This window comes from Polaromonas sp. CG_9.11, from assembly GCF_015752225.1.
In the GTDB taxonomy this organism is placed as follows: Bacteria; Pseudomonadota; Gammaproteobacteria; order Burkholderiales; family Burkholderiaceae_C; genus Polaromonas.
Window position 1 is genome coordinate 22,140 of sequence record NZ_JADOVE010000014.1, and the last position, 18,334, is coordinate 40,473.

Here is an 18,334-nt window from a genome sequence, read left to right on the forward strand (position 1 = left end):
TGTCGGGCCGCGCTCACAGGGCCGCGTTGAACAGGCGTTCAAAGTCGGCCGCGCTGCACGGCCGGGGATTGGTCTGGTGGCAGATGTCGGCCGTGGCAATCTCGACCAGCCGGGCAAGCTGCGCCGGCTTGACGCCGTGGCCCGACAAGGTGCCGCCCAGGCCGATGCTGCTTTTCAGCTGCCGCAGCCACGGCACCAGCGCGTCGCCACCGCCCGAAAGGTGGCAAGCATGCGCGAGTTCGTCGAACTTGGCCGGCGCCGCTTCCTGGTTCCAGGCCAGCACCGTGTCAATCATCAGCGCATTCGCCAGGCCGTGGTGCATGTCGCAGACGGCGCCCAGCGCATGCGCGCAGGAATGCACCGCGCCCAGGTCTTTTTGAAAGGCAATTGCGCCCATCATCGAGGCCATCATCATGCTGCTCCGCGCAGGCAGGTTGCCGGGCTCGCTGACCGCGGTGTGCAGCGCGCGCGCCGCAAGGCGCGTGCCTTCGAGGGCAATGCCGTCGCACAGCGGATGCCAGGCGGGCGACAGATAGCTTTCGATGTTGTGCGTCAGCGCGTCCATGCCGGTGGCGGCAGTGACATGCGCCGGCAGGCCGAGCGTCAGTTCGGGGTCGGCGAACACCGCCCGGGCCAGCAGCCGGGGGCTGAACACCACACGCTTGAGGTGCGTATCGTCCTCGCTGATGACGCTGGATCGGCCGACTTCCGAGCCGGTGCCCGCCGTGGTCGGCAGGGCGACGAAGTAGGGCAGCTCGCCTTCGATGGGCCGCGCCTGCGGATGGTCCCAGGCGTAGTCCAGGATGTCGCCGGCGCCGGTGGCCCCCAGGCCGACCACCTTGGCCACGTCCAGCGCCGCGCCGCCGCCAAAGCCGATCACGCAGTCGGCCCGGTGCGCGTTGTAGGCGGCGCTGCCGGCGATCACCTGGCGCCGGGTCGGGTTGCCGAACACACCGGCAAACACCTCCACTTGCAGGCCGTCCAGGTGCGTCAAAAATTCAGCCATCACCGGCAGCGCGGCCAGCGCCCGGTCGGTGACGACCAGCGGGCGCCTGAAGCCGGCCTGCAGCAGGTGCGCTGCCACCTGGCGGCGCGCGCCGGCGCCGAAATGGATGGGCGTGGGAAAGGAAAAGGTGGTGATGCTCATGAGGGGGAAAGTTGGAGGAACATGTGTTGCTTGCCAAAAGACACGCCGTTCACCCGGATGGCGTCGGGTTCGGTGCCGAACGAGGCAAAACCGGCGCTTTCGTAAAGCCTGCCAGCCGGCCGGTTGCCCTCGGTCACGGTCAGCACCAGGTGCTCTATGCCCCAGGCCCGGGCGTTTTGCACCACCGTGTCCACCAGCGCGCGGCCCAGGCCCCGGCCGGTGAATTCATCGGCCACGTACAGGCCGACCAGTGCGGCCTTGTGGCGGTTGTGCGCGCGCGTCTCACGGCTCAGGCCGACCATGCCGGCCATGTCGCCATCGACAAAGGCGCCCCACAACCTGTCGCTTCCAGCGCCGGCCAGCCGCCGTTCGCTGTCCCGCAGCGGGCGCAGGCTTTCCTCGTCGAAGCCGGACGTGAAGGCGTCCGGATGCTCGCGCAGGCCGCGCAGGCGAAACGCCCGGTACACGGGCGCATCAGCCATCAGCAGGGAACGTATGGGCATGGGCTAGATGATCTCGAAATAGCGTTTTAATTCCCAGTCGGTCACCGCATCGAGCCACTGGCGCCATTCCCATTCGCGCGTGGCGGCGAAGTGGTCGACAAACCCGTCGCCCAGCCAGTCGCGGGCAATGCTTGACTGCTGGAAGATGCGGGTGGTTTCGATCAAGGTGCGCGGCGCGCGGGCGATGCCGTCAGCGCCCGCGTTGCTGCCGGTGATGGGCGGCGTGGTGAGCTTCAGGCCTTTTTCCACGCCGTCGAGCCCGGCGGCAATCACCGCCGCCATGGCCAGGTAGGGGTTCACGTCGGCGCCCGGGCAGCGGGTTTCCAGCCGCGTTGCCTTCGGGCTGCCGGCAATCACCCGGAAGCTGGCGGTGCGGTTGTCCAGCCCCCAGGTCGGCTTGACCGGCGCCCAGAAGCCATCGACCAGCCGCTTGTAGCTGTTGATGGTCGGCCAGAGCATCGGGCCGAAGTCCATCATGCAGGCGACCTGGCCGGCGACATAGCTTTCAAACAGCGCACTCATCTTGCGCGGGTTGCCGGCGTCGTAAAACAGGTTGCTTTTGCCGTCCGACAGGCTCTGGTGGATGTGGCCGCTGCAGCCCGGCAGCCTGGCATGCGGCTTGGCCATGAAGCTGGGCATGATGCCAAAGCGCATGCCGATTTCCTTGGCGCCGGTCTTGAACAGGATGGCCCGGTCGGCCTGCGCCAGCGCCTCGCTGAAACCCAGGGCCGCTTCCAGCACGCCCGGGCCGGTTTCGGTGTGCAGGCCCTCGATCGGGATGCCGAAGGCCGGCATGTCGTCCATCAGCGCCTTGAAATACTCGCGGTTGCGCATCATGCGCAGCAGCGAATAGCCAAACATGCCGGGCGTCAGCGGCTCAGGGTTCACGCCTTGCTTGGCGGCCCAGCTTTGCGGCGTTTCCAGGAAATTGAACCATTCGAATTCCATGCCGGCCATGACGCTGAAACCCATCTTCTCGGCCCGTTTCAGCACCCGCTTGAGCGTCTGGCGCGGGCAGAGCGCGTGGGCCGAGCCGTCGGCATTGACGAATTCGCCGAGGAAAAAAGGGATGCCGTCGTCCCACGGCACCTGGCGAAAGGTGTCCAGGTCGAGCCGCGCCAGCGCATCGGGAAAGCCGTGCTGCCCGCCGGCGCCAGTGGTGTTGTCGTAGCAGCTGTCTGTCATGTCCCAGCCCAGCACCACGTCGCAAAATCCGAAGCCGCCGTCCGGATACGCCTCGGCCACGCCGAGGAACTTGTCCCGGTGCAGCAGCTTGCCGCGCAGCACGCCGTCGATGTCGCTGACCGCCACTTTCACCTTGCTCGCGCCCGATGCCTTGAGCGCCTCCACGGCGGGATGAAGCCTGTTTTCCGATGCGGGTGTCGCCATGCTGAACTCCTTGCGGTGGGTCCGGTGCGCCAGCAGGATGGCGCCGCCTGTCCGGAAGCAGCTTGCACCCGGGCAAGCCAGGCTGAAAGTTTGCGCCTGACAGCCCCCGGCGGGTATAGGACGAAGGCCCGATGTTGTCCCGCAGCCACGCCCGGCCGAAAGGAGGCGGCGCGTGCGCAAATCACCGAAAGGCGTAACTGCCGGCCTATACAGCCAGGGCGTGCCAGCGAAATTATTTGCTATATAAAAAATAGCTGTATGTGCTTACGGGGCTTGCGCAAGAGTCCGTTTTGCTATGTTTTTGACGTTGGCCCGGCTTGACTCACACCAAGCCGACAAACCGCAGCGTCACGCGGGTGCCAGGTGAGTCCGGATGGTCCGTCAGGTCGGCGTCTTCGACGGTGATGGACGCGCCATGCTGCTGCGCGATTTCCTGCACGATGGCCAGGCCCAGGCCCGAGCCGTCCACGTTGGTTCCCAGCGCGCGGTAGAAGGGCTGGAACACCAGTTCGCGTTCCGACGCCGGAATGCCCGGCCCCGAGTCCTCGACGATCAGCACCAGGATGCCGCTGAAGCGGTCGACCATCAGCCGCACCGTGACATGGCCGCCCTCCGGCGTGTAGTTGATGGCGTTGTCGACCAGGTTGCGCACCAGCTCGCCGAGCAGCGTCGGGTTGCCTTGCAGGTGCGTGGCCGGCTCGCCGCCGTCCGGGCCCTCATAGCCCAGGTCGATGCGCTTGTCCAGCGCGCGCGGCACCGAATCGGCCATGACGCTTGAAACGATCTGCACCAGGTCCACGCGTTGCTTGGCCAGCGCCCGGCCGGCGGTTTCGGCGCGCGCCAGTGCCAGCAGCTGGTTGACGGTGTGGGTGGCGCGGATGCTGGCCTGGCCGATGTGCCGCAGCGAACTCTTCAGCTGCTCGGCATCGGTTTCGCGCTGCGCCAGGTCGGCCTGCATGCGCAGCCCGGCCAGCGGCGTCTTGAGCTGGTGCGCGGCGTCGGCCAGGAAGCGCCGCTGGGTCGACAGCGACACCTTGAGCCGGCTCAGCAGGTCGTTGACCGAATCGACCAGCGGCACCACTTCCTCGGGCACGCCGGTCTCGTCGAGCGGGCTCATGTCGTCGGGTTTGCGGGCACGGATGCGTTTTTCAAGCTGCGCCAGCGGCTTGATGCCGCGCACCAGCGCCAGCCACACCAGCAGCACCGCCAGCGGCAGTGTGACGAACTGCGGCACCATCGTGCCCTTGACGATCTCGGTGGCCAGTGTCTTGCGCTTTTCCAGCGTCTCGGCCACCTGCACCAGCACCGGCTGGGTAACCGCCGTGGCGCCTTTCAGCTCCACCCTGATCCAGGTGTAGGCCACGCGAACGTCCTCGCCCAGAATCACGTCCTCGCGCAGCCGCACCTCGCCGTCACCGGCCTTTTCCTCGTCCGGCGGCGCGGGCATGGCGTGTTCGCCGCCCAGGTATTCGCCGTGCGTGCCCATGACCTGGTAGTAGATCAGGTCGGTGTCGTCGGCCCGCAAAATCTCGCGCGCCGGCGCGGTCAGGTTGAACTGGACCTGGTTGTTCTTGACCACCAGCAGCTTGGCCAGCGCCTGCACGTTGTATTCGAGCGCCCGGTCGAAGGGCTTGCCGGCAATGTTCTGCGCCACCAGCCAGGTCAGCACCAGGCTGATCGGCCAGAGCAGCAGCAGCGGCGTGAGCATCCAGTCGAGGATTTCGCCAAACAGGCTGCGCCGCTCCCTCTGAAAAAGCCTCAAAGCAATGGCCCCCACGCTCCCCACTGCGTGTGGTTCGCTGCCCCCCGAGGGGGCCGTTGCGCCTGCGGCCCGGCAAAGCCGTGATATCGCCCCCACGCTCCCCGCTGCGCGTGGTTCGCTGCCCCCCGAGGGGGCCGTTGCGCCTGCGGCCCGGCAAAGCCGGTTCCGCGGCCCTGGCTTGGATATCGCTTCAAAGTTTGCGCCCCTTGAACTCTTTCTTTAGGAGGTGGCAATGCACATTCAGATGCGGGCGTGGAGACGCAAGTGCCTTCGCCAGTTCGAGCCGCGGAACCGGCTTTGCCGGGCCGCAGGCGGGTGGCCCCCTCGGGGGGCAGGGAGTTACGCGAAGCGAACGACCGTGGGGGCACCATCAGCCAGGGATTTTTTCGAGGCAATAGCCCAGTCCGCGCACGGTGGCGATGCGCACCGGGCCTTTTTCGATTTTCTTGCGCAGCCGGTGAATGTAGACCTCGATGGCGTTGTTGCTGACTTCCTCGCCCCATTCGCACAGGCGTTCGACCAGCTGGTCCTTGCTGACCAGGCGGCCGACGCGCTGCAGCAGCACTTCGAGCAGGCCCAGTTCACGCGCCGACAGCTCGATCATCTGGCCGTCGAAGGTGGCCACCCGGCCGGCCTGGTCATACACCAGCGGGCCATGCTTGATGGTGCTGCTGGCGCCGCCCATGCCGCGCCGTACCAGCGCGCGCACCCGCGCTTCGAGTTCCTGCAGCGAAAACGGCTTGGCCATGTAGTCGTCGGCGCCGTAGTCCAGCCCCTTGACGCGTTCTTCGACACTGTCGGCCGCCGTCAGGATCAGGACGGGCAACGCGGAGCCGCGCGCGCGCAGGCGCTTGAGAACTTCCAGGCCATGCATGCGCGGCAAGCCCAGGTCCAGGATCAGCAGGTCGAACTCGGTGTTGGTCAGCAGTGCGGCGTCGGCTTCGGTGCCGCTGGCCACATGGTCCGCCGCTGCGCCGGACGCGCGCAGGGTACGCAGCAAGCCGTCGGCCAGAACCTGGTCGTCTTCGGCAATGAGAATACGCATGCTTGTCTCCCAGAAAAAGCAGGTCAATGGCCCGCCAATGGTTGTTTTGCTCTCACATCCCCCGCAAATTCTAGGCGTTTGCGACCGGGACACCGCATATGATTTTTTGGAACTGCCTGATGCCCCAGACAAAACAGCCACCTGAAGAGGTGGCCGTTTTAAAAGGCATGCAGCGCTAAAAAATCAAGTCATTCTAATTATTTTTTTTCGGGCGGCTGGTTGATGTGCCTGACTTGGGGCCCGAGGTTTGCGACGGTGCGGCACCGCCATCAACGCCCAACCTGCCGCCGCCGCCCAGGCCTTGGCCGCTCACGCTTTGCGCCTTGTAGGCCCGCAGTGAAATCACCATCTGGTTGAACGCATCCATGAAGGCGGCCGCAACGACCTTGCCTTGCGGCGTGTTGCTGTAGCCGCCGATTCCGCCGCCCGCCGAGCCGCCCAACAAGGCTCCGAAGCCACCAAAGTCGGTTTTCGACGCGCTGCCTTCGGATGCGGCAATCTGCACGCCGGAACGGTTGTCGATCATGGTGAGCAAGGCGCTGGCTTCACGTGTCTTGGTGCTGGCGCCGACCGTTGCCAGGGCACGGCCCGCACCACCGCCGAGCAGGCTGCCCAAGGCAACGCCCATGCCGCCCGTGTTGTCCTGGCTGAAGACGATTTCAGGCGACAGGCCGTAGTCGGAGGACACGATCTGGCCTTTGCCAAAATTGCTGCCGGCGCGCATCTCGCCAGACTGTTGCAGGCCGCGTTCGCGGTTGATGGCGTTCATGCCTGCGGCGCTGCGCTCCACCACCACAAAGCAGTTCGATTGCTGGATCAGCAGGCGAAGCAGGTTGGCCGTGGGCGGCAGGCGGTATTCGTTGGTGAGGATGGTGTACCAGCCGGCGCTCTGGTTTTCGATCAGGGACACCGTGCCAAGGGGCGACTGGCATTTCTCAAGTGTGCTGTTGGCATTGGTGCTGGACGCGCCGGCCGCACTGCCGGTAGCCACGGTCTTGGCGGCCGGATTTCCCATTTGCATGTCTGTGGTCACGCAGCCAGAAAGCATTGTCGCAATGGCTAATGGAATGAAGATTCGGTTTGCAACGGACATACAGGTTTCTTTCGTTGGTTTTATTTGCTGAAAATTGCACTGACCGTCGGGATTATCACATTTGAAACATTTTTATAAAAAACGTAAATAATTGTTTTGAGCGTGCTTTCGTCGACGGGAAATATCTTCAGGAAACATGACTTCACCTGCTTTATCCCGCGTAAACCTCTAGGCCAAGCGCCACCACTGTGGCCACGTCGTCTCCCACGGCCTGGCGGAATTCGCTTTCCGCCTGGGCCACTGCACGGCGAAAAGCGTCCAGCCACAGCAGGCCCGAGTCGGTGAACACCACGCGCCGGGCCCGTTTGTCGTGCAGGTCGGGCTCACGCTTGACCAAACCCCAGGCATCGCACTGATCCACCAGGTCGGCCATGGCCTGCTTGCTCATGCCGGCGCTGTTTGCCAAGTCCGTCAGGCGCGAGCCGCCCAGGGCCAAGTGGCGGGTGATGTGGATATGGGCCGCTCCCACCTGATCGCGCGCCGCCAGGTTGGACAAGCCCAGCGGCACGTCGGCGTTGCTGGCCATGAGCGACAACACCCGCTCATCAAAACGGCGCAAGGCATGACCCATCAGGCGTCCCAGGTGGGTCAGCCGCCAGTGGGTGTCGTGAACGAGGGGAAGGGTTGGGGAAAGGATTTCGGCCATGGGCAGATGCTACTTTATTAAGCGAAATTTAGTCAGGCAGACTGACTAAAAACAGGCTTTACTTCTGCCTATGAAGCCCATAAAGTACTGTTCATGCACCCAGTACTGCAAGAAAAAGCAGTCTGAAATTTTTGGTGAAAAGTGCGTGCAGAACTTTTTACCCCGTTGATTTTTAAGGAAATTTTTCATGGACGCACCGATCAAGACCGCTCCCGGCCTGAACACCGAAAAAGCCAAGGCGCTGGCCGCCGCGCTGGCCCAGATTGAAAAGCAATTCGGCAAAGGCACCATCATGAAGCTGGGCGCCGGCGAGGTCATCGAAGACATCCAGGTGGTATCGACCGGCTCGCTGGGCCTGGACATTGCGCTCGGCGTCGGCGGCTTGCCGCGCGGCCGGGTGGTCGAAATCTACGGCCCCGAGTCGTCGGGCAAGACCACGCTGACGCTGCAGGTGATTGCCGAAATGCAGAAAATCGGCGGCACCTGCGCGTTTGTCGATGCCGAACATGCGCTGGACATCCAGTACGCGCAAAAGTTGGGCGTCAACCTGCAGGAACTGCTGATCTCGCAGCCCGACACTGGCGAGCAGGCGCTGGAAATCGTCGATTCGCTGACCCGCTCGGGCGCGGTTGACCTGATCGTCATCGACTCGGTGGCGGCGCTCACGCCCAAGGCCGAGCTTGAAGGCGAGATGGGCGACTCGCTGCCCGGCCTGCAGGCCCGTTTGATGAGCCAGGCGCTGCGCAAGCTGACCGCCACCATCAAGAAGGCCAACTGCATGGTGATTTTCATCAACCAGATCCGCATGAAGATCGGCGTGATGTTCGGCAGCCCCGAAACCACGACCGGCGGCAACGCACTGAAGTTCTATGCCTCGGTGCGGCTGGACATTCGCCGTATCGGTTCGATCAAGAAGGGCGACGAGGTCATCGGCAACGAAACGCGCGTCAAGGTGGTGAAGAACAAGGTCGCCTCACCCTTCAAGACGGCCGAGTTCGACATCCTGTACGGCGAAGGCATCAGCCGGCTGGGCGAGGTGCTCGACCTGGGCGTGGCCGGCCACATCGTTGAAAAAGCCGGTGCCTGGTATGCCTACAAGGGCGAGAAAATCGGCCAGGGCCGTGACAACTCGCGCGAATTCCTGAAGGAAAACCCGGCGCTGGCCATCGAGATCGAGAACAAGGTGCGCGAATCGCTGGGCATTCCGCTGGTGCAGGCGGCGCAGGGCGGCGCCGAGCCTGAAAAGGGGGCAAAACCCGAGAAAGCCGAAAAGGCGGAAAAGCCCTTGAAGGTGATGGCCGACAAAGCGCTGCTGGCACCCTTGCCGCCGGTGGTCCCGACCCAGTCTTGAGCCGGTTTTATATGCCAAATCAGGCTTTTGCGCAGTCTCCACGGGCGCATTCAGCTATTGAAAGCATAGCTGAAAGATGTTGCGCAATAGCGGCTCGCCCGCAAGACGCGCATGACTGATGCCAAACCTGCCGCCCGTGCGGGCTTTGGCCTGTCGCTCAAGGGTCGCGCCCTGCGTTACCTGGCCGCCCGCGAACATTCGCGCGCCGAACTGGAGCGCAAGCTGAAAGACCATGAGGAAACGCCGGGCCAACTGGCGCAGGTGCTCGATGACCTGCAGGCCAAGGATTTCATCAGCGAAGCGCGGGTCGTCGAATCGGTGATCAACCGCCGTGCCGGGCGATTTGGCGCTTCACGTATCAAGTACGAGCTGCTGAACAAGGGGCTGGGCGCCGAAGCGGTGTCCGAGGCGGTCAGCAAGCTCAAGGTCAGCGAACTCGAACGCGCCCGCGAGATCTGGCGCAAGAAGTTTGACGGGCCGGCCCCGGATGCCGCCGCCCGGGCCAAACAGATGCGCTTTCTGGCGGCCCGGGGATTTGGCGGCGACGTGATTCGGCGCGTTGTGTCGCAGGCCGATGAGGATTGAATCTGTCATCCCGGGCGCGACCCGGGATCCATCTGTGCGGCGACAAACCCGCGATGGAAGTGTTCGCCCGTTGCGCCTAAGCTGCTGGGTCATGGATTGCGGATCGAGTCCGCAACGACAAAGAAGAAAATAAGAAAATGGGACTCCGGCGCAATGGGTGCCTGCGCAACCAGCTATTAAAAAAGTAGCAAATTAGCAGGTCGGTTCAGCTGGGAAGGCGTGACCCGACATGCACGTTCGCGAACGCCGATGTCGGAGGACGCTGCGCTAATCCGACCTATGACCAAAAATCAGTCCAATCTCAAAGTCCCAGCATCAGCTTCAGGTTTTGCACGGCGGCGCCCGAGGCCCCCTTGCCCAGGTTGTCCAGACGCGCCACCAGCACCGCATGGCGGTAGCGGTCATTGCCGAACACGCGCAATTCCATCTGGTTGGTGTCCCGCAGCGCCAGCGCATCGAGCTTGCCCGATTCGGGCGCGGCTTCCACAGTGACCCATTCGCTGCCGGCGTAATGTTTTGCCAGCACCTCGTGAAGCTGCGCGGCCGTGGGTTGGCCGGGCAGCAGGTCCAGGTGCAGCGGCAACTGCACCAGCATGCCCTGGATGAAATTGCCCACCGACGGAATAAACACCGGCCGGCGGGTCAACCCGGTGTATTTCATGATTTCGGGCAGGTGCTTGTGTTCCAGGCTCAGGCCGTACAGCTCGAAAGCGGGTGCGGTGCCGGCTTCGTAGGCCTCGATCATCTGGCGGCCGCCGCCCGAGTAGCCGCTGACCGACGGCAGGCTCAGGGGAAAGTCGGCCGGCATCAGGCCCGCATCAACCAGCGGCCGGATCAGCGCAATCGCGCCGGTGGCGTAGCACCCGGGGTTGGCCACGCGCTCGGCAGTCATGACGGCTTCGCGCTGGCCGGCCATCAATTCGGGAAACCCGAACACCCAGCCTGGGGCCGTGCGGTGCGCCGTCGATGCGTCGATGATTTTCGGTTTTTTGCCCGGCAGCGAGTCGATCATGGCCACTGATTCACGCGCCGCGTCGTCGTGCAGGCACAAGATCACCAGGTCCACCTGCGCCATCAGGTCACGCTTGGCGGCCGGGTCCTTGCGCAAATCGGGCGCAATGCTGACCAGTTCGATCTGCGGCATCGCCTGCAGACGCTCGCGAATCTGCAGGCCGGTGGTGCCGGCTTCGCCGTCGATAAAAATTTTGTGCATAGATACTTTCAGCTAAAACCACTGTCTCGCAGGGCCAATATTTCAGGTTCAGTTTTCCGCGCTTGTCTGTGTAAGAACCGCATAAGTTTGGTGCATCGCAGCATGATACAGTTCCGTGCTGCTGCCTGCAGTAAACGCTAACATGCTGGTTTTGCGCCGATATGGCCTGTTTTTCACTTCCCAACAGCCTTGCCCAGCTCCTGTTGCACCCCTCTTCTTACTGAATCCTGAAGGTTTCCCATGAAAATTCACGAGTACCAAGGCAAGGAAATCTTGCGCAATTTTGGTGTGCCAGTGCCGCGCGGCATTCCGGCGTTCACGGTGCAAGAGGCGGTGGAAGCCGCACAAAAGCTCGGCGGCCCGGTGTGGGTGGTCAAGGCGCAGATTCATGCCGGCGGGCGCGGCAAGGGCGGCGGCGTGAAGGTAGCCAAGACGATTGAAGACGTCAAGCGCATCGCCGGCGAAATCCTCGGCATGCAGCTCAAGACGCACCAGACCGGCCCCGAAGGCCAGAAGGTCCGCCGCCTGTACATTGAAGACGGCGCCGACATCCAGAAGGAATACTACGTGTCCCTGGTGACCGACCGTGCGACCCAGAAGGTGGCCTTCATCGCGTCAAGCGAAGGCGGCATGGACATCGAGGAAGTGGCCCATTCCACGCCCGAGAAGATCATCACCGAGTTCATCGACCCCCTCACCGGTCTGGGCGACGCACAGGCCACCAAGATTGCCAATGCCATCGGCCTGCCGGCAGAGTCTACCGCCCAGGCCGTGGACATCTTCCAGAAGCTCTACACCTGCTACATGGACACCGATGCGTCGCTGGTGGAAATCAACCCGCTGAACCGCGACAGCAAGAACGCCCTGATGGCGCTGGATGCCAAGTTCAACCTCGACCCCAACGCGCTGTTCCGCCACCCTGAAATTGTCGCCTACCGTGACCTGGACGAAGAAGATCCGGCTGAAGTAGAAGCCAGCAAGTTCGACCTGGCCTACATCAGCCTGGACGGCAACATCGGCTGCCTGGTCAACGGCGCCGGCCTGGCCATGGCGACCATGGACACCATCAAGCTGTTCGGCGGCGAGCCGGCCAACTTCCTGGACGTGGGCGGCGGCGCCACGGCCGAGAAAGTCACCGAAGCTTTCAAGATCATGCTCAAGAACCCGGAAGTCAAGGGCATCCTGGTCAACATCTTCGGCGGCATCATGAAGTGCGACACCATTGCCGACGGCATCATTGCCGCCTGCAAGGCCGTGAACCTGAACGTTCCGCTGGTCGTTCGCATGAAGGGCACCAACGAAGACCTGGGCAAGAAGATGCTGGCCGACTCGGGCCTGCCAATCATTGCCGCAGACACCATGGCCGACGCGGCGACCAAAATCGTCGAAGCCGTGTCCAAGTAAGCCAGGAGAACACACATGTCCATCTACATCAACAAAAACACCAAAGTCATTACGCAAGGCATTACCGGCAAGACCGGTCAATTCCACACCCGCATGTGCCGTGACTATGCCAATGGCCGCGAAGCCTTCGTGGCGGGCGTGAACCCCAAGCGTGCTGGCGAAGACTTCGAGGGCATCCCGATTTTTGCCAACGTGAGCGAAGCGGCAAATGCCACCGGCGCCACCGTGTCGGTGATCTACGTGCCGCCCGCAGGCGCGGCCGCCGCCATCTGGGAAGCCGTCGAAGCCAACCTCGACCTGGCGATCTGCATCACCGAAGGCATTCCGGTCAAGGACATGCTCGAAGTGCGCAACCGCATGAAGGCCAAGGAAGCGGCTGGCGGCAAGCGCACGCTGCTGCTGGGCCCCAACTGCCCCGGCCTGATCACACCCGACGAGATCAAGATCGGCATCATGCCCGGCCACATCCACCGCGCCGGCCGCATCGGCGTCGTGTCGCGCTCCGGCACGCTGACCTATGAAGCGGTGGCGCAACTGACCGAAATCGGCTTGGGCCAGTCCACCGCCGTCGGCATTGGCGGCGACCCGATCAATGGCCTGAAGCACATCGACGTGATGCGCGCCTTCAATGACGACCCGGACACCGACGCCGTCATCATGATTGGCGAAATCGGCGGCCCGGACGAAGCCGAAGCCGCTGAATGGTGCAAGGCCCACATGAAAAAACCCATCGTCGGCTTCATCGCCGGCGTGACGGCGCCGGCCGGCAAGCGCATGGGCCATGCTGGCGCCTTGATCTCGGGCGGTGCCGACACGGCCGACGCCAAGCTGGCGATCATGGAAGCCTGCGGCTTCACCATCACGCGCAATCCGTCGGAAATGGCCAAGTTGCTCAAAGCCCTGCTGTAAACCGGCGCATGCACCCGCAGGGCGCGGCGCGAGCCAGCGCAGACTGCGGTTAGCCACAATACAAAGGCCGGTTGTCATCGCTGACAATCGGTCTTTTTCATTTCTCAAGAGGTTTCCATGGAAGAGTTCATGACAGCCAGCTTCTGGCTGGCAGTGGGGCAGATCATCATGATCGACATTCTGCTGGGGGGCGACAACGCCGTGGTCATTGCACTGGCCTGCCGAAACCTGCCGGCCCAGCAACGCACCAAGGGCATCATCTACGGTACGGCCGGCGCCATCGTCCTGCGGGTGATCCTGATTGCCTTTGCGCTGGCGCTGCTGGCCATTCCTTACCTGAAGATCGTCGGCGCCTTGCTGCTGCTGTGGATCGGTGTGAAGCTGCTGGTGCCCGAAGATGAAGGCGACCACAACGTCAGCTCAAGCGACAAGCTCTGGGGCGCGGTCAAGACCGTCATCATTGCCGACCTGGTCATGAGCGTGGACAACGTGCTGGCGATTGCCGGCGCGGCGCAGGGAGCGCACCAGGAGCACCAGCTGGCGCTGGTGATTTTTGGTCTCTTGGTGAGCATTCCCATCATCATCGGCGGCAGCCAGCTGGTGCTCAAGCTGATGGAACGCTTTCCGGTTGTCATCACCCTGGGCGCCATGTTGCTCGGCTGGATTGCCGGCCAAATGGCTTACACCGACCCGGCCGTCAAGCCGTACCTGCCCGAAGGCGCTTACTGGGGGTATGCCGTGGCCGCTGCCGGCGCACTGCTGGTGCTGGTGATTGGCAAGGTAATACAGGCACGCCGAAAGCCGGCGGTCGCGGGCTGAATACTGCGCATTAATTCCTTGTCGAGTGTTTGAGCGTCTGTTAACGTGCAGCCCTGACTGGCGGGACACGGCCGGTTTTTCTCAGGCAAAGCCGGTTGGATCAATGCATTCGCCGGGGCCAGCCGATCCAACAGAAGTCATGCCCATCACCCCATGATGTATGAAATCTTTGCGCAAACCGACCAGGGCCGGGTGCGCAAAAACAATGAAGATGCTCTGGCGTTTGACCCGAAGACCGGCTTGTGCCTGCTGGCAGACGGCATGGGCGGCTACAACGCCGGCGAGGTGGCCAGCAGCATGGCGGTCGCCTTTCTTCGTCAGGAGCTGACGGCGTGGCTGTCGCAGCCCGGCAGCCGCGCCTCTGTCAGGGAACTTCGCCGGACAATGGAAACCTGTGTGAACCAGGTCAACCATTCGATTTTCAGCGCTGCGTGGTCCAATCCTGACTATGCCGGCATGGGTACCACGCTGGTGGCAGGTGTTTTTCTGGAAGCCCGGCTGGTGCTCGGCCATATCGGCGACTCCCGCTGTTACCGGCTGCGCGGCGGTGTGCTGCACCAAATCACCAAAGACCATTCGCTGTTGCAGGAGCAGGTGGACGCAGGGCTGATGACGGCAGAGCAGGCCCTGACGTCGCCGCACCGCAACCTGATCACCCGCGCCCTGGGCGTCGAGGATGCGGTTTCAGTCGAAATCAACGAGCACCGGGTCGAGCCGGGCGATCTGTACCTGATGTGCTCCGACGGCCTGTCGGACATGGTTCTGGACCCGGTGATCGCAGCCATCCTGAATGCCTCCGGCACGTTGCAGCAAAAAGCCGCAGCGCTGATCCGGGTGGCCAACGACGGCGGTGGACGCGACAATATCTCGGTCCTGCTGGTGCAGGCCGCTGAAGATGAAACGCGGCGCGGCCTGCTGTCCAGAATGCTGGGAAAATAGCCTCTTCAGCGTCCGCTGACGGCGACAAGTTAAAAAAACGCAAAGGAAAACCGGGCATGCCGAAAATGATCATTTCCCTGGACGGGGCCGTCCTGAAGGAAGTCCAGCTGACAAAAGACCGCACCTCGCTGGGTCGCCGGCCCTACAACGACATCGTGATCGACAACATGGCCGTGAGCGGCGAGCATGCGGTGCTCAAGATCTCGGGCGCCGAAGGCCACATTGAAGACCTCAACAGCACCAACGGCACCTATGTCAACGGCAAGTCCGTCAAGAAGCAGTTGTTGCACCACGGCGACACGGTGGAAATTGGCAAGTACAAGATCCAGTATGTCGACGAGGCCAATGCGGGTGAAAGCGCCATCAATGGCGCCATCAAGGTGATGTCGGGCCCCGCGGCCGGTCGTGAAATGGCGCTGGTCAAGCCTGTCACCACCATAGGCAAAGCGGGCGTCGGAGTCGCCAGCATCACCAGAACGTTCACAGGCTTTGTGGTTACCCATGTCGAGGGCGACCGCCAGCCCACGCTCAATGGCGTGGCCGTGGGCGTGGAACCGGTGGCGCTTAACCATGGCGACCTGATTGAGCTGGCGGGAACGCAAATGCAGTTTGTCCAGCAGTGAGACAAGCGCTGGCTGATTCAGCGCTTGTCTCGCATTGCCGACCTGATTGCTCAAAGATTCCCCTGTCCACCGCGGTCCCGGGGCACACGGCTGAAAGTCAACGCAAAGCAGGGGAAACCGGGGCTTGCGCGTTGCCTGGCCTATCGTTGATGCTTGCGAAACCGACGCGCGTCCGGGGCCGAATGACGGTGGCCGCGGCCGGTGTGCCAATTTGGTTGAACCGGAACTCAGTCAAGGCGCATTGAAGGAAATTGGCCGAGACAAGCCAATTGAAGCCACAGGGCGCAGAACGTGACGACCGGTACAGATTGTCTTGACGCCGCACGACACACCATGCGGACTGCATGGGAAAAGTGCTGATGGGCCTGATGGATTTGGAAATAGTGCCGTCAGTTGCATCAAGTGACAAAAATGTCGTTCATGTTTTATATTGTGACAAAAAAAGTAATCCGAATGTTTCATATGTGACGAAAATCACGTTTTTCGTGACCAGAAACAGCTTTCATGGCTTGGCACGCAACCTGCAATAGTTCGTGGCAAGTTTTTTTTCCAACCAAGGAGTTTTCTCATGAAGCGTTCCATGCAAATGGCCCAAAAGGGTTTCACCCTGATCGAATTGATGATCGTCGTGGCGATCATTGGTATTTTGGCGGCGGTGGCTTTGCCTGCTTATCAGGATTACACGGTGCGGGCCAAAGTAACTGAGGGGTTATCGCTGGCGGGTGCTGCAAAAACAGCAATTGCAGAAAATGCTGCCAACGGAACTGCGTATGCTTCTGGTTGGACATCCCCTGCGGTAACAAAAAGTGTCTCTGGCATCGAAATTGATGCAGCAGCTGGATTTATTACGATTAACTACACTGCCAGCGCCGGCGGCGGCACATTGATTTTGACGCCACTGAATGGAACCGCAGTATTTTCTGGCGGTACAGCCTCTGCAACCACAGTGCCAACAGCTGGCTCTATTGTGTGGGTATGTAAGGCCGCTGGCACCACTTCTACAGCGGCAGGCACCACAGGCTCTCTTCTTGCTAAATATGCCCCTGCCGTCTGCAGGACTTGAACTAGAGGGTTTTTAAAAAGGCGCTTATGGCGCCTTTTTTTATGTGGTGACTGATTGTTGAATTGTCAAATAAATTGCTTTTGCAGAACGCAAGATATATAGCCGGAGTACTCTGTGTATCTGCTGGATGGATTTTCCCGTCTTTTGAAGGCGGATCTTCGGATGCTTTTCAGCAAATATTTTTTCTTGGTATATTGAGTGCGGGTTCGCTGTTATTTGGATTAAGTGCTATCAATCCACTGGTTAAAAGCGCAGTTTTTGGTGGAATTTTTTTGATGGCGATGACGCCAAATCCATATTTGGGGCGGCAAATTGCTGGTGCTGCTGGATTACTATTTTTTGGATTGGCTTGTCACACAGGAGCTCATTTCCGAAGCAAATCCGGTGGATTGTCTTGGCTCCTATTTGCAATAGTTGTCGCCGCGATTATTAATGCAGTCGAGGGTTTGCTGCAGTGGTTTGGTCTAGTCGGCGAACTCTATCATTGGGTGATAGAGCCTGAAAGACGCGGGATAGCTTTCGGTGCACTGCGTCAGACCAACTTGTTTGCTACGTTTATGTGTGTGGGTTCAGTATGTACGATCTGGCTAGTTCACAGGAGTCGATTGACAGAATCCATGGCGTGGTTTATTTCGGTAATTCTGATGTTTGCCGTAGCTGCTTCTGCTTCGCGGACCGGCATGCTGGAAGTTATAGCGTTGGCATTATCGGCTTTTGTTTTTAAGAAACAGCAGTCACCTGTAGCAAGCCGTTTAATGGTAGGGCAACTGGTGTTGCTGGGTTTGGCCAGTATTTTTTTACCCGTTGTTGCTGAGTGGCATGGATTTGGTTTTTCTTCAGGCGCTGAACGTGTTTCACATACAGCACAGGATCTTCGTCTTGTTATCTGGAGTAATACGACACAAATGATTTTTGAGCATCCTTGGCTTGGATGGGGATGGCGTGAAACAGGTTACGGGCACTACATGACATTGTTCATGCGCAGATACGATGGCCTGTTGGACCACTCTCATAATTTACCATTGCAAATCGCACTGGAATTTGGATTGCCCATAGCCGTTTTATTTTGCGGCTTGTTGCTTCGGGCAATTTACTGGATAAAACCATGGGGGCGCTTGAGTAGTAACAATAGAGAATTATCTCCACCTCTGCCTGAGAGACAATTTGCCTGGATCATTTTGCTATTCATTGTAGGAATACACAGTATGTTGGAATACCCGCTTTGGTATGCGGGATTTTTGTTTTTGACGGGATTGTTTTTAGGTTATTTGTTGCCGGTATCCAGTGTCGAAAAGTCTTTGAATAATTACACGATTTTCTCAATAGGCATTGCAGTTGTTGTTGCAGTAAGTCTGATTTGTTTGGCCATCGTGGCTTGGCGGCAGTACGTTACATTGCTCCCGATTTATAAAACACCTTTCACGAACAACAGAGATATTCATCGCGCAGCTGTAGCCTCTGCAATAAACCAGGCTTCAGGCGCCTGGTTGTTTCGCGAGCAACTGGAGTTTGCAGCGCTTGGGTTGATCGTGGTAACACCAAAGAATGCTGCGGAAGTGCGCCAGCGTGCAGAAAAGCTGCTTCATTTTTCTGCTGAACCTATGGTGATTCAACCTTTGCTCCTAAGTCTTTGGTACCTTCACGATGCAGATGCGTTGCGTTTTCATACGAAACGGTTTTGCCATGCATTTCCATTGGCATTTGAACGTTGGCGTCAAGCGTATGCAAGGCATCCCATGCGGGATGCTGCAGGCGATTTATCTGAAGCATGTCGGCCGAAGAGTCCTTAGTGATGGGGAGTTTTGTGTTTATCTTTTCCGCTGACTTACCCTTGTTCGAATGC

Annotated in this window: 17 protein-coding genes; 9 read left to right on the plus strand and 8 right to left on the minus strand. The window is 60.7% G+C overall.

Annotation, left to right across the window (positions count from 1 at the left end):
- Nucleotides 1-13: 13 nt before the first annotated feature.
- The 7 genes from IWX85_RS12545 to IWX85_RS12575 all read right to left on the minus strand — a co-directional run bounded on the left by IWX85_RS12545 (nucleotide 14) and on the right by IWX85_RS12575 (nucleotide 7,585).
- On the minus strand, nucleotides 14-1,147 hold the full coding sequence (locus tag IWX85_RS12545) for an iron-containing alcohol dehydrogenase (RefSeq protein WP_196869961.1): 1,134 nt from the start codon (nucleotides 1,145-1,147) through the stop codon (nucleotides 14-16).
- A complete protein-coding gene (locus IWX85_RS12550) occupies nucleotides 1,144-1,650 on the minus strand; it encodes a GNAT family N-acetyltransferase (protein WP_196869962.1) in 507 nt (168 codons plus the stop codon). The genes IWX85_RS12545 and IWX85_RS12550 overlap by 4 nt, the downstream gene beginning before the upstream one ends.
- 3 nt (nucleotides 1,651-1,653) lie before the next feature.
- Nucleotides 1,654-3,039 (minus strand): glutamine synthetase family protein, encoded by a 1,386-nt coding sequence (locus IWX85_RS12555; RefSeq protein ID WP_196869963.1) that lies wholly within the window; start codon nucleotides 3,037-3,039, stop codon nucleotides 1,654-1,656.
- A gap of 322 nt (nucleotides 3,040-3,361) precedes the next feature.
- Nucleotides 3,362-4,801, minus strand: a complete 1,440-nt coding sequence (locus IWX85_RS12560; RefSeq protein WP_370584279.1) for a sensor histidine kinase N-terminal domain-containing protein — start codon at nucleotides 4,799-4,801, stop codon at nucleotides 3,362-3,364.
- A gap of 370 nt (nucleotides 4,802-5,171) precedes the next feature.
- Nucleotides 5,172-5,846: a response regulator transcription factor gene (locus IWX85_RS12565; RefSeq protein WP_036807880.1), complete on the minus strand. Its 675-nt coding sequence runs from the start codon at nucleotides 5,844-5,846 to the stop codon at nucleotides 5,172-5,174.
- Between the two features lie 193 nt (nucleotides 5,847-6,039).
- A complete protein-coding gene (locus IWX85_RS12570) occupies nucleotides 6,040-6,939 on the minus strand; it encodes a CsgG/HfaB family protein (protein ID WP_196869964.1) in 900 nt (299 codons plus the stop codon).
- A 151-nt stretch (nucleotides 6,940-7,090) separates the two neighbouring features.
- Nucleotides 7,091-7,585, minus strand: coding sequence for a MarR family winged helix-turn-helix transcriptional regulator (locus IWX85_RS12575; protein WP_196869965.1), 495 nt, complete (start codon nucleotides 7,583-7,585; stop codon nucleotides 7,091-7,093).
- A 187-nt stretch (nucleotides 7,586-7,772) separates the two neighbouring features.
- Between IWX85_RS12575 and recA the strand changes: the two genes are divergently transcribed.
- The gene (recA, locus tag IWX85_RS12580; RefSeq protein ID WP_196869966.1) at nucleotides 7,773-8,936 is read left to right on the plus strand and encodes a recombinase RecA; all 1,164 of its coding nucleotides are present in this window, start codon (nucleotides 7,773-7,775) and stop codon (nucleotides 8,934-8,936) included.
- Nucleotides 8,937-9,047: 111 nt separating this feature from the next.
- On the plus strand, nucleotides 9,048-9,521 hold the full coding sequence (recX, locus tag IWX85_RS12585) for a recombination regulator RecX (RefSeq protein WP_196869967.1): 474 nt from the start codon (nucleotides 9,048-9,050) through the stop codon (nucleotides 9,519-9,521).
- A 301-nt stretch (nucleotides 9,522-9,822) separates the two neighbouring features.
- Here recX and argC read toward each other — a convergent pair whose 3' ends face one another.
- The gene (argC, locus tag IWX85_RS12590; protein WP_196869968.1) at nucleotides 9,823-10,734 is read right to left on the minus strand and encodes an N-acetyl-gamma-glutamyl-phosphate reductase; all 912 of its coding nucleotides are present in this window, start codon (nucleotides 10,732-10,734) and stop codon (nucleotides 9,823-9,825) included.
- A 240-nt stretch (nucleotides 10,735-10,974) separates the two neighbouring features.
- Between argC and sucC the strand changes: the two genes are divergently transcribed.
- From sucC to IWX85_RS12625, 7 genes are all read left to right on the plus strand, one after another.
- Nucleotides 10,975-12,138 carry an ADP-forming succinate--CoA ligase subunit beta gene (gene sucC, locus IWX85_RS12595; protein WP_036807895.1) on the plus strand — a complete coding sequence of 388 codons (1,164 nt, stop codon included), beginning with the start codon at nucleotides 10,975-10,977 and terminating at the stop codon, nucleotides 12,136-12,138.
- Nucleotides 12,139-12,153: 15 nt separating this feature from the next.
- Entirely contained in the window at nucleotides 12,154-13,047 is an 894-nt protein-coding gene (gene sucD, locus IWX85_RS12600; protein ID WP_196869969.1) for a succinate--CoA ligase subunit alpha, read from the plus strand.
- Nucleotides 13,048-13,164: 117 nt separating this feature from the next.
- The gene (locus IWX85_RS12605; protein WP_196869970.1) at nucleotides 13,165-13,866 is read left to right on the plus strand and encodes a TerC family protein; all 702 of its coding nucleotides are present in this window, start codon (nucleotides 13,165-13,167) and stop codon (nucleotides 13,864-13,866) included.
- A gap of 153 nt (nucleotides 13,867-14,019) precedes the next feature.
- Nucleotides 14,020-14,805: a Stp1/IreP family PP2C-type Ser/Thr phosphatase gene (locus tag IWX85_RS12610; RefSeq protein WP_196869971.1), complete on the plus strand. Its 786-nt coding sequence runs from the start codon at nucleotides 14,020-14,022 to the stop codon at nucleotides 14,803-14,805.
- Between the two features lie 56 nt (nucleotides 14,806-14,861).
- Nucleotides 14,862-15,428, plus strand: coding sequence for an FHA domain-containing protein (locus IWX85_RS12615; protein ID WP_196869972.1), 567 nt, complete (start codon nucleotides 14,862-14,864; stop codon nucleotides 15,426-15,428).
- Between the two features lie 568 nt (nucleotides 15,429-15,996).
- Nucleotides 15,997-16,491, plus strand: coding sequence for a pilin (locus IWX85_RS12620; protein ID WP_304609502.1), 495 nt, complete (start codon nucleotides 15,997-15,999; stop codon nucleotides 16,489-16,491).
- A gap of 62 nt (nucleotides 16,492-16,553) precedes the next feature.
- Entirely contained in the window at nucleotides 16,554-18,281 is a 1,728-nt protein-coding gene (locus tag IWX85_RS12625; protein WP_196869973.1) for a PglL family O-oligosaccharyltransferase, read from the plus strand.
- Nucleotides 18,282-18,334: the final 53 nt, after the last annotated feature.

What these genes read in the sequence shown, in the direction of transcription:
- IWX85_RS12545 (WP_196869961.1), bottom strand. Translation starts at nt 1,147, where the DNA reads ATGAGCATCACCACCTTTTCCTTTCCCACGCCCATCCATTTCGGCGCC.
- IWX85_RS12550 (WP_196869962.1), bottom strand. Translation starts at nt 1,650, where the DNA reads ATGCCCATACGTTCCCTGCTGATGGCTGATGCGCCCGTGTACCGGGCG.
- IWX85_RS12555 (WP_196869963.1), bottom strand. Translation starts at nt 3,039, where the DNA reads ATGGCGACACCCGCATCGGAAAACAGGCTTCATCCCGCCGTGGAGGCG.
- IWX85_RS12565 (WP_036807880.1), bottom strand. Translation starts at nt 5,846, where the DNA reads ATGCGTATTCTCATTGCCGAAGACGACCAGGTTCTGGCCGACGGCTTG.
- IWX85_RS12570 (WP_196869964.1), bottom strand. Translation starts at nt 6,939, where the DNA reads ATGTCCGTTGCAAACCGAATCTTCATTCCATTAGCCATTGCGACAATG.
- IWX85_RS12575 (WP_196869965.1), bottom strand. Translation starts at nt 7,585, where the DNA reads ATGGCCGAAATCCTTTCCCCAACCCTTCCCCTCGTTCACGACACCCAC.
- recA (WP_196869966.1), top strand. Translation starts at nt 7,773, where the DNA reads ATGGACGCACCGATCAAGACCGCTCCCGGCCTGAACACCGAAAAAGCC.
- recX (WP_196869967.1), top strand. Translation starts at nt 9,048, where the DNA reads ATGACTGATGCCAAACCTGCCGCCCGTGCGGGCTTTGGCCTGTCGCTC.
- argC (WP_196869968.1), bottom strand. Translation starts at nt 10,734, where the DNA reads ATGCACAAAATTTTTATCGACGGCGAAGCCGGCACCACCGGCCTGCAG.
- sucC (WP_036807895.1), top strand. Translation starts at nt 10,975, where the DNA reads ATGAAAATTCACGAGTACCAAGGCAAGGAAATCTTGCGCAATTTTGGT.
- sucD (WP_196869969.1), top strand. Translation starts at nt 12,154, where the DNA reads ATGTCCATCTACATCAACAAAAACACCAAAGTCATTACGCAAGGCATT.
- IWX85_RS12605 (WP_196869970.1), top strand. Translation starts at nt 13,165, where the DNA reads ATGGAAGAGTTCATGACAGCCAGCTTCTGGCTGGCAGTGGGGCAGATC.
- IWX85_RS12610 (WP_196869971.1), top strand. Translation starts at nt 14,020, where the DNA reads ATGATGTATGAAATCTTTGCGCAAACCGACCAGGGCCGGGTGCGCAAA.
- IWX85_RS12615 (WP_196869972.1), top strand. Translation starts at nt 14,862, where the DNA reads ATGCCGAAAATGATCATTTCCCTGGACGGGGCCGTCCTGAAGGAAGTC.
- IWX85_RS12620 (WP_304609502.1), top strand. Translation starts at nt 15,997, where the DNA reads ATGAAGCGTTCCATGCAAATGGCCCAAAAGGGTTTCACCCTGATCGAA.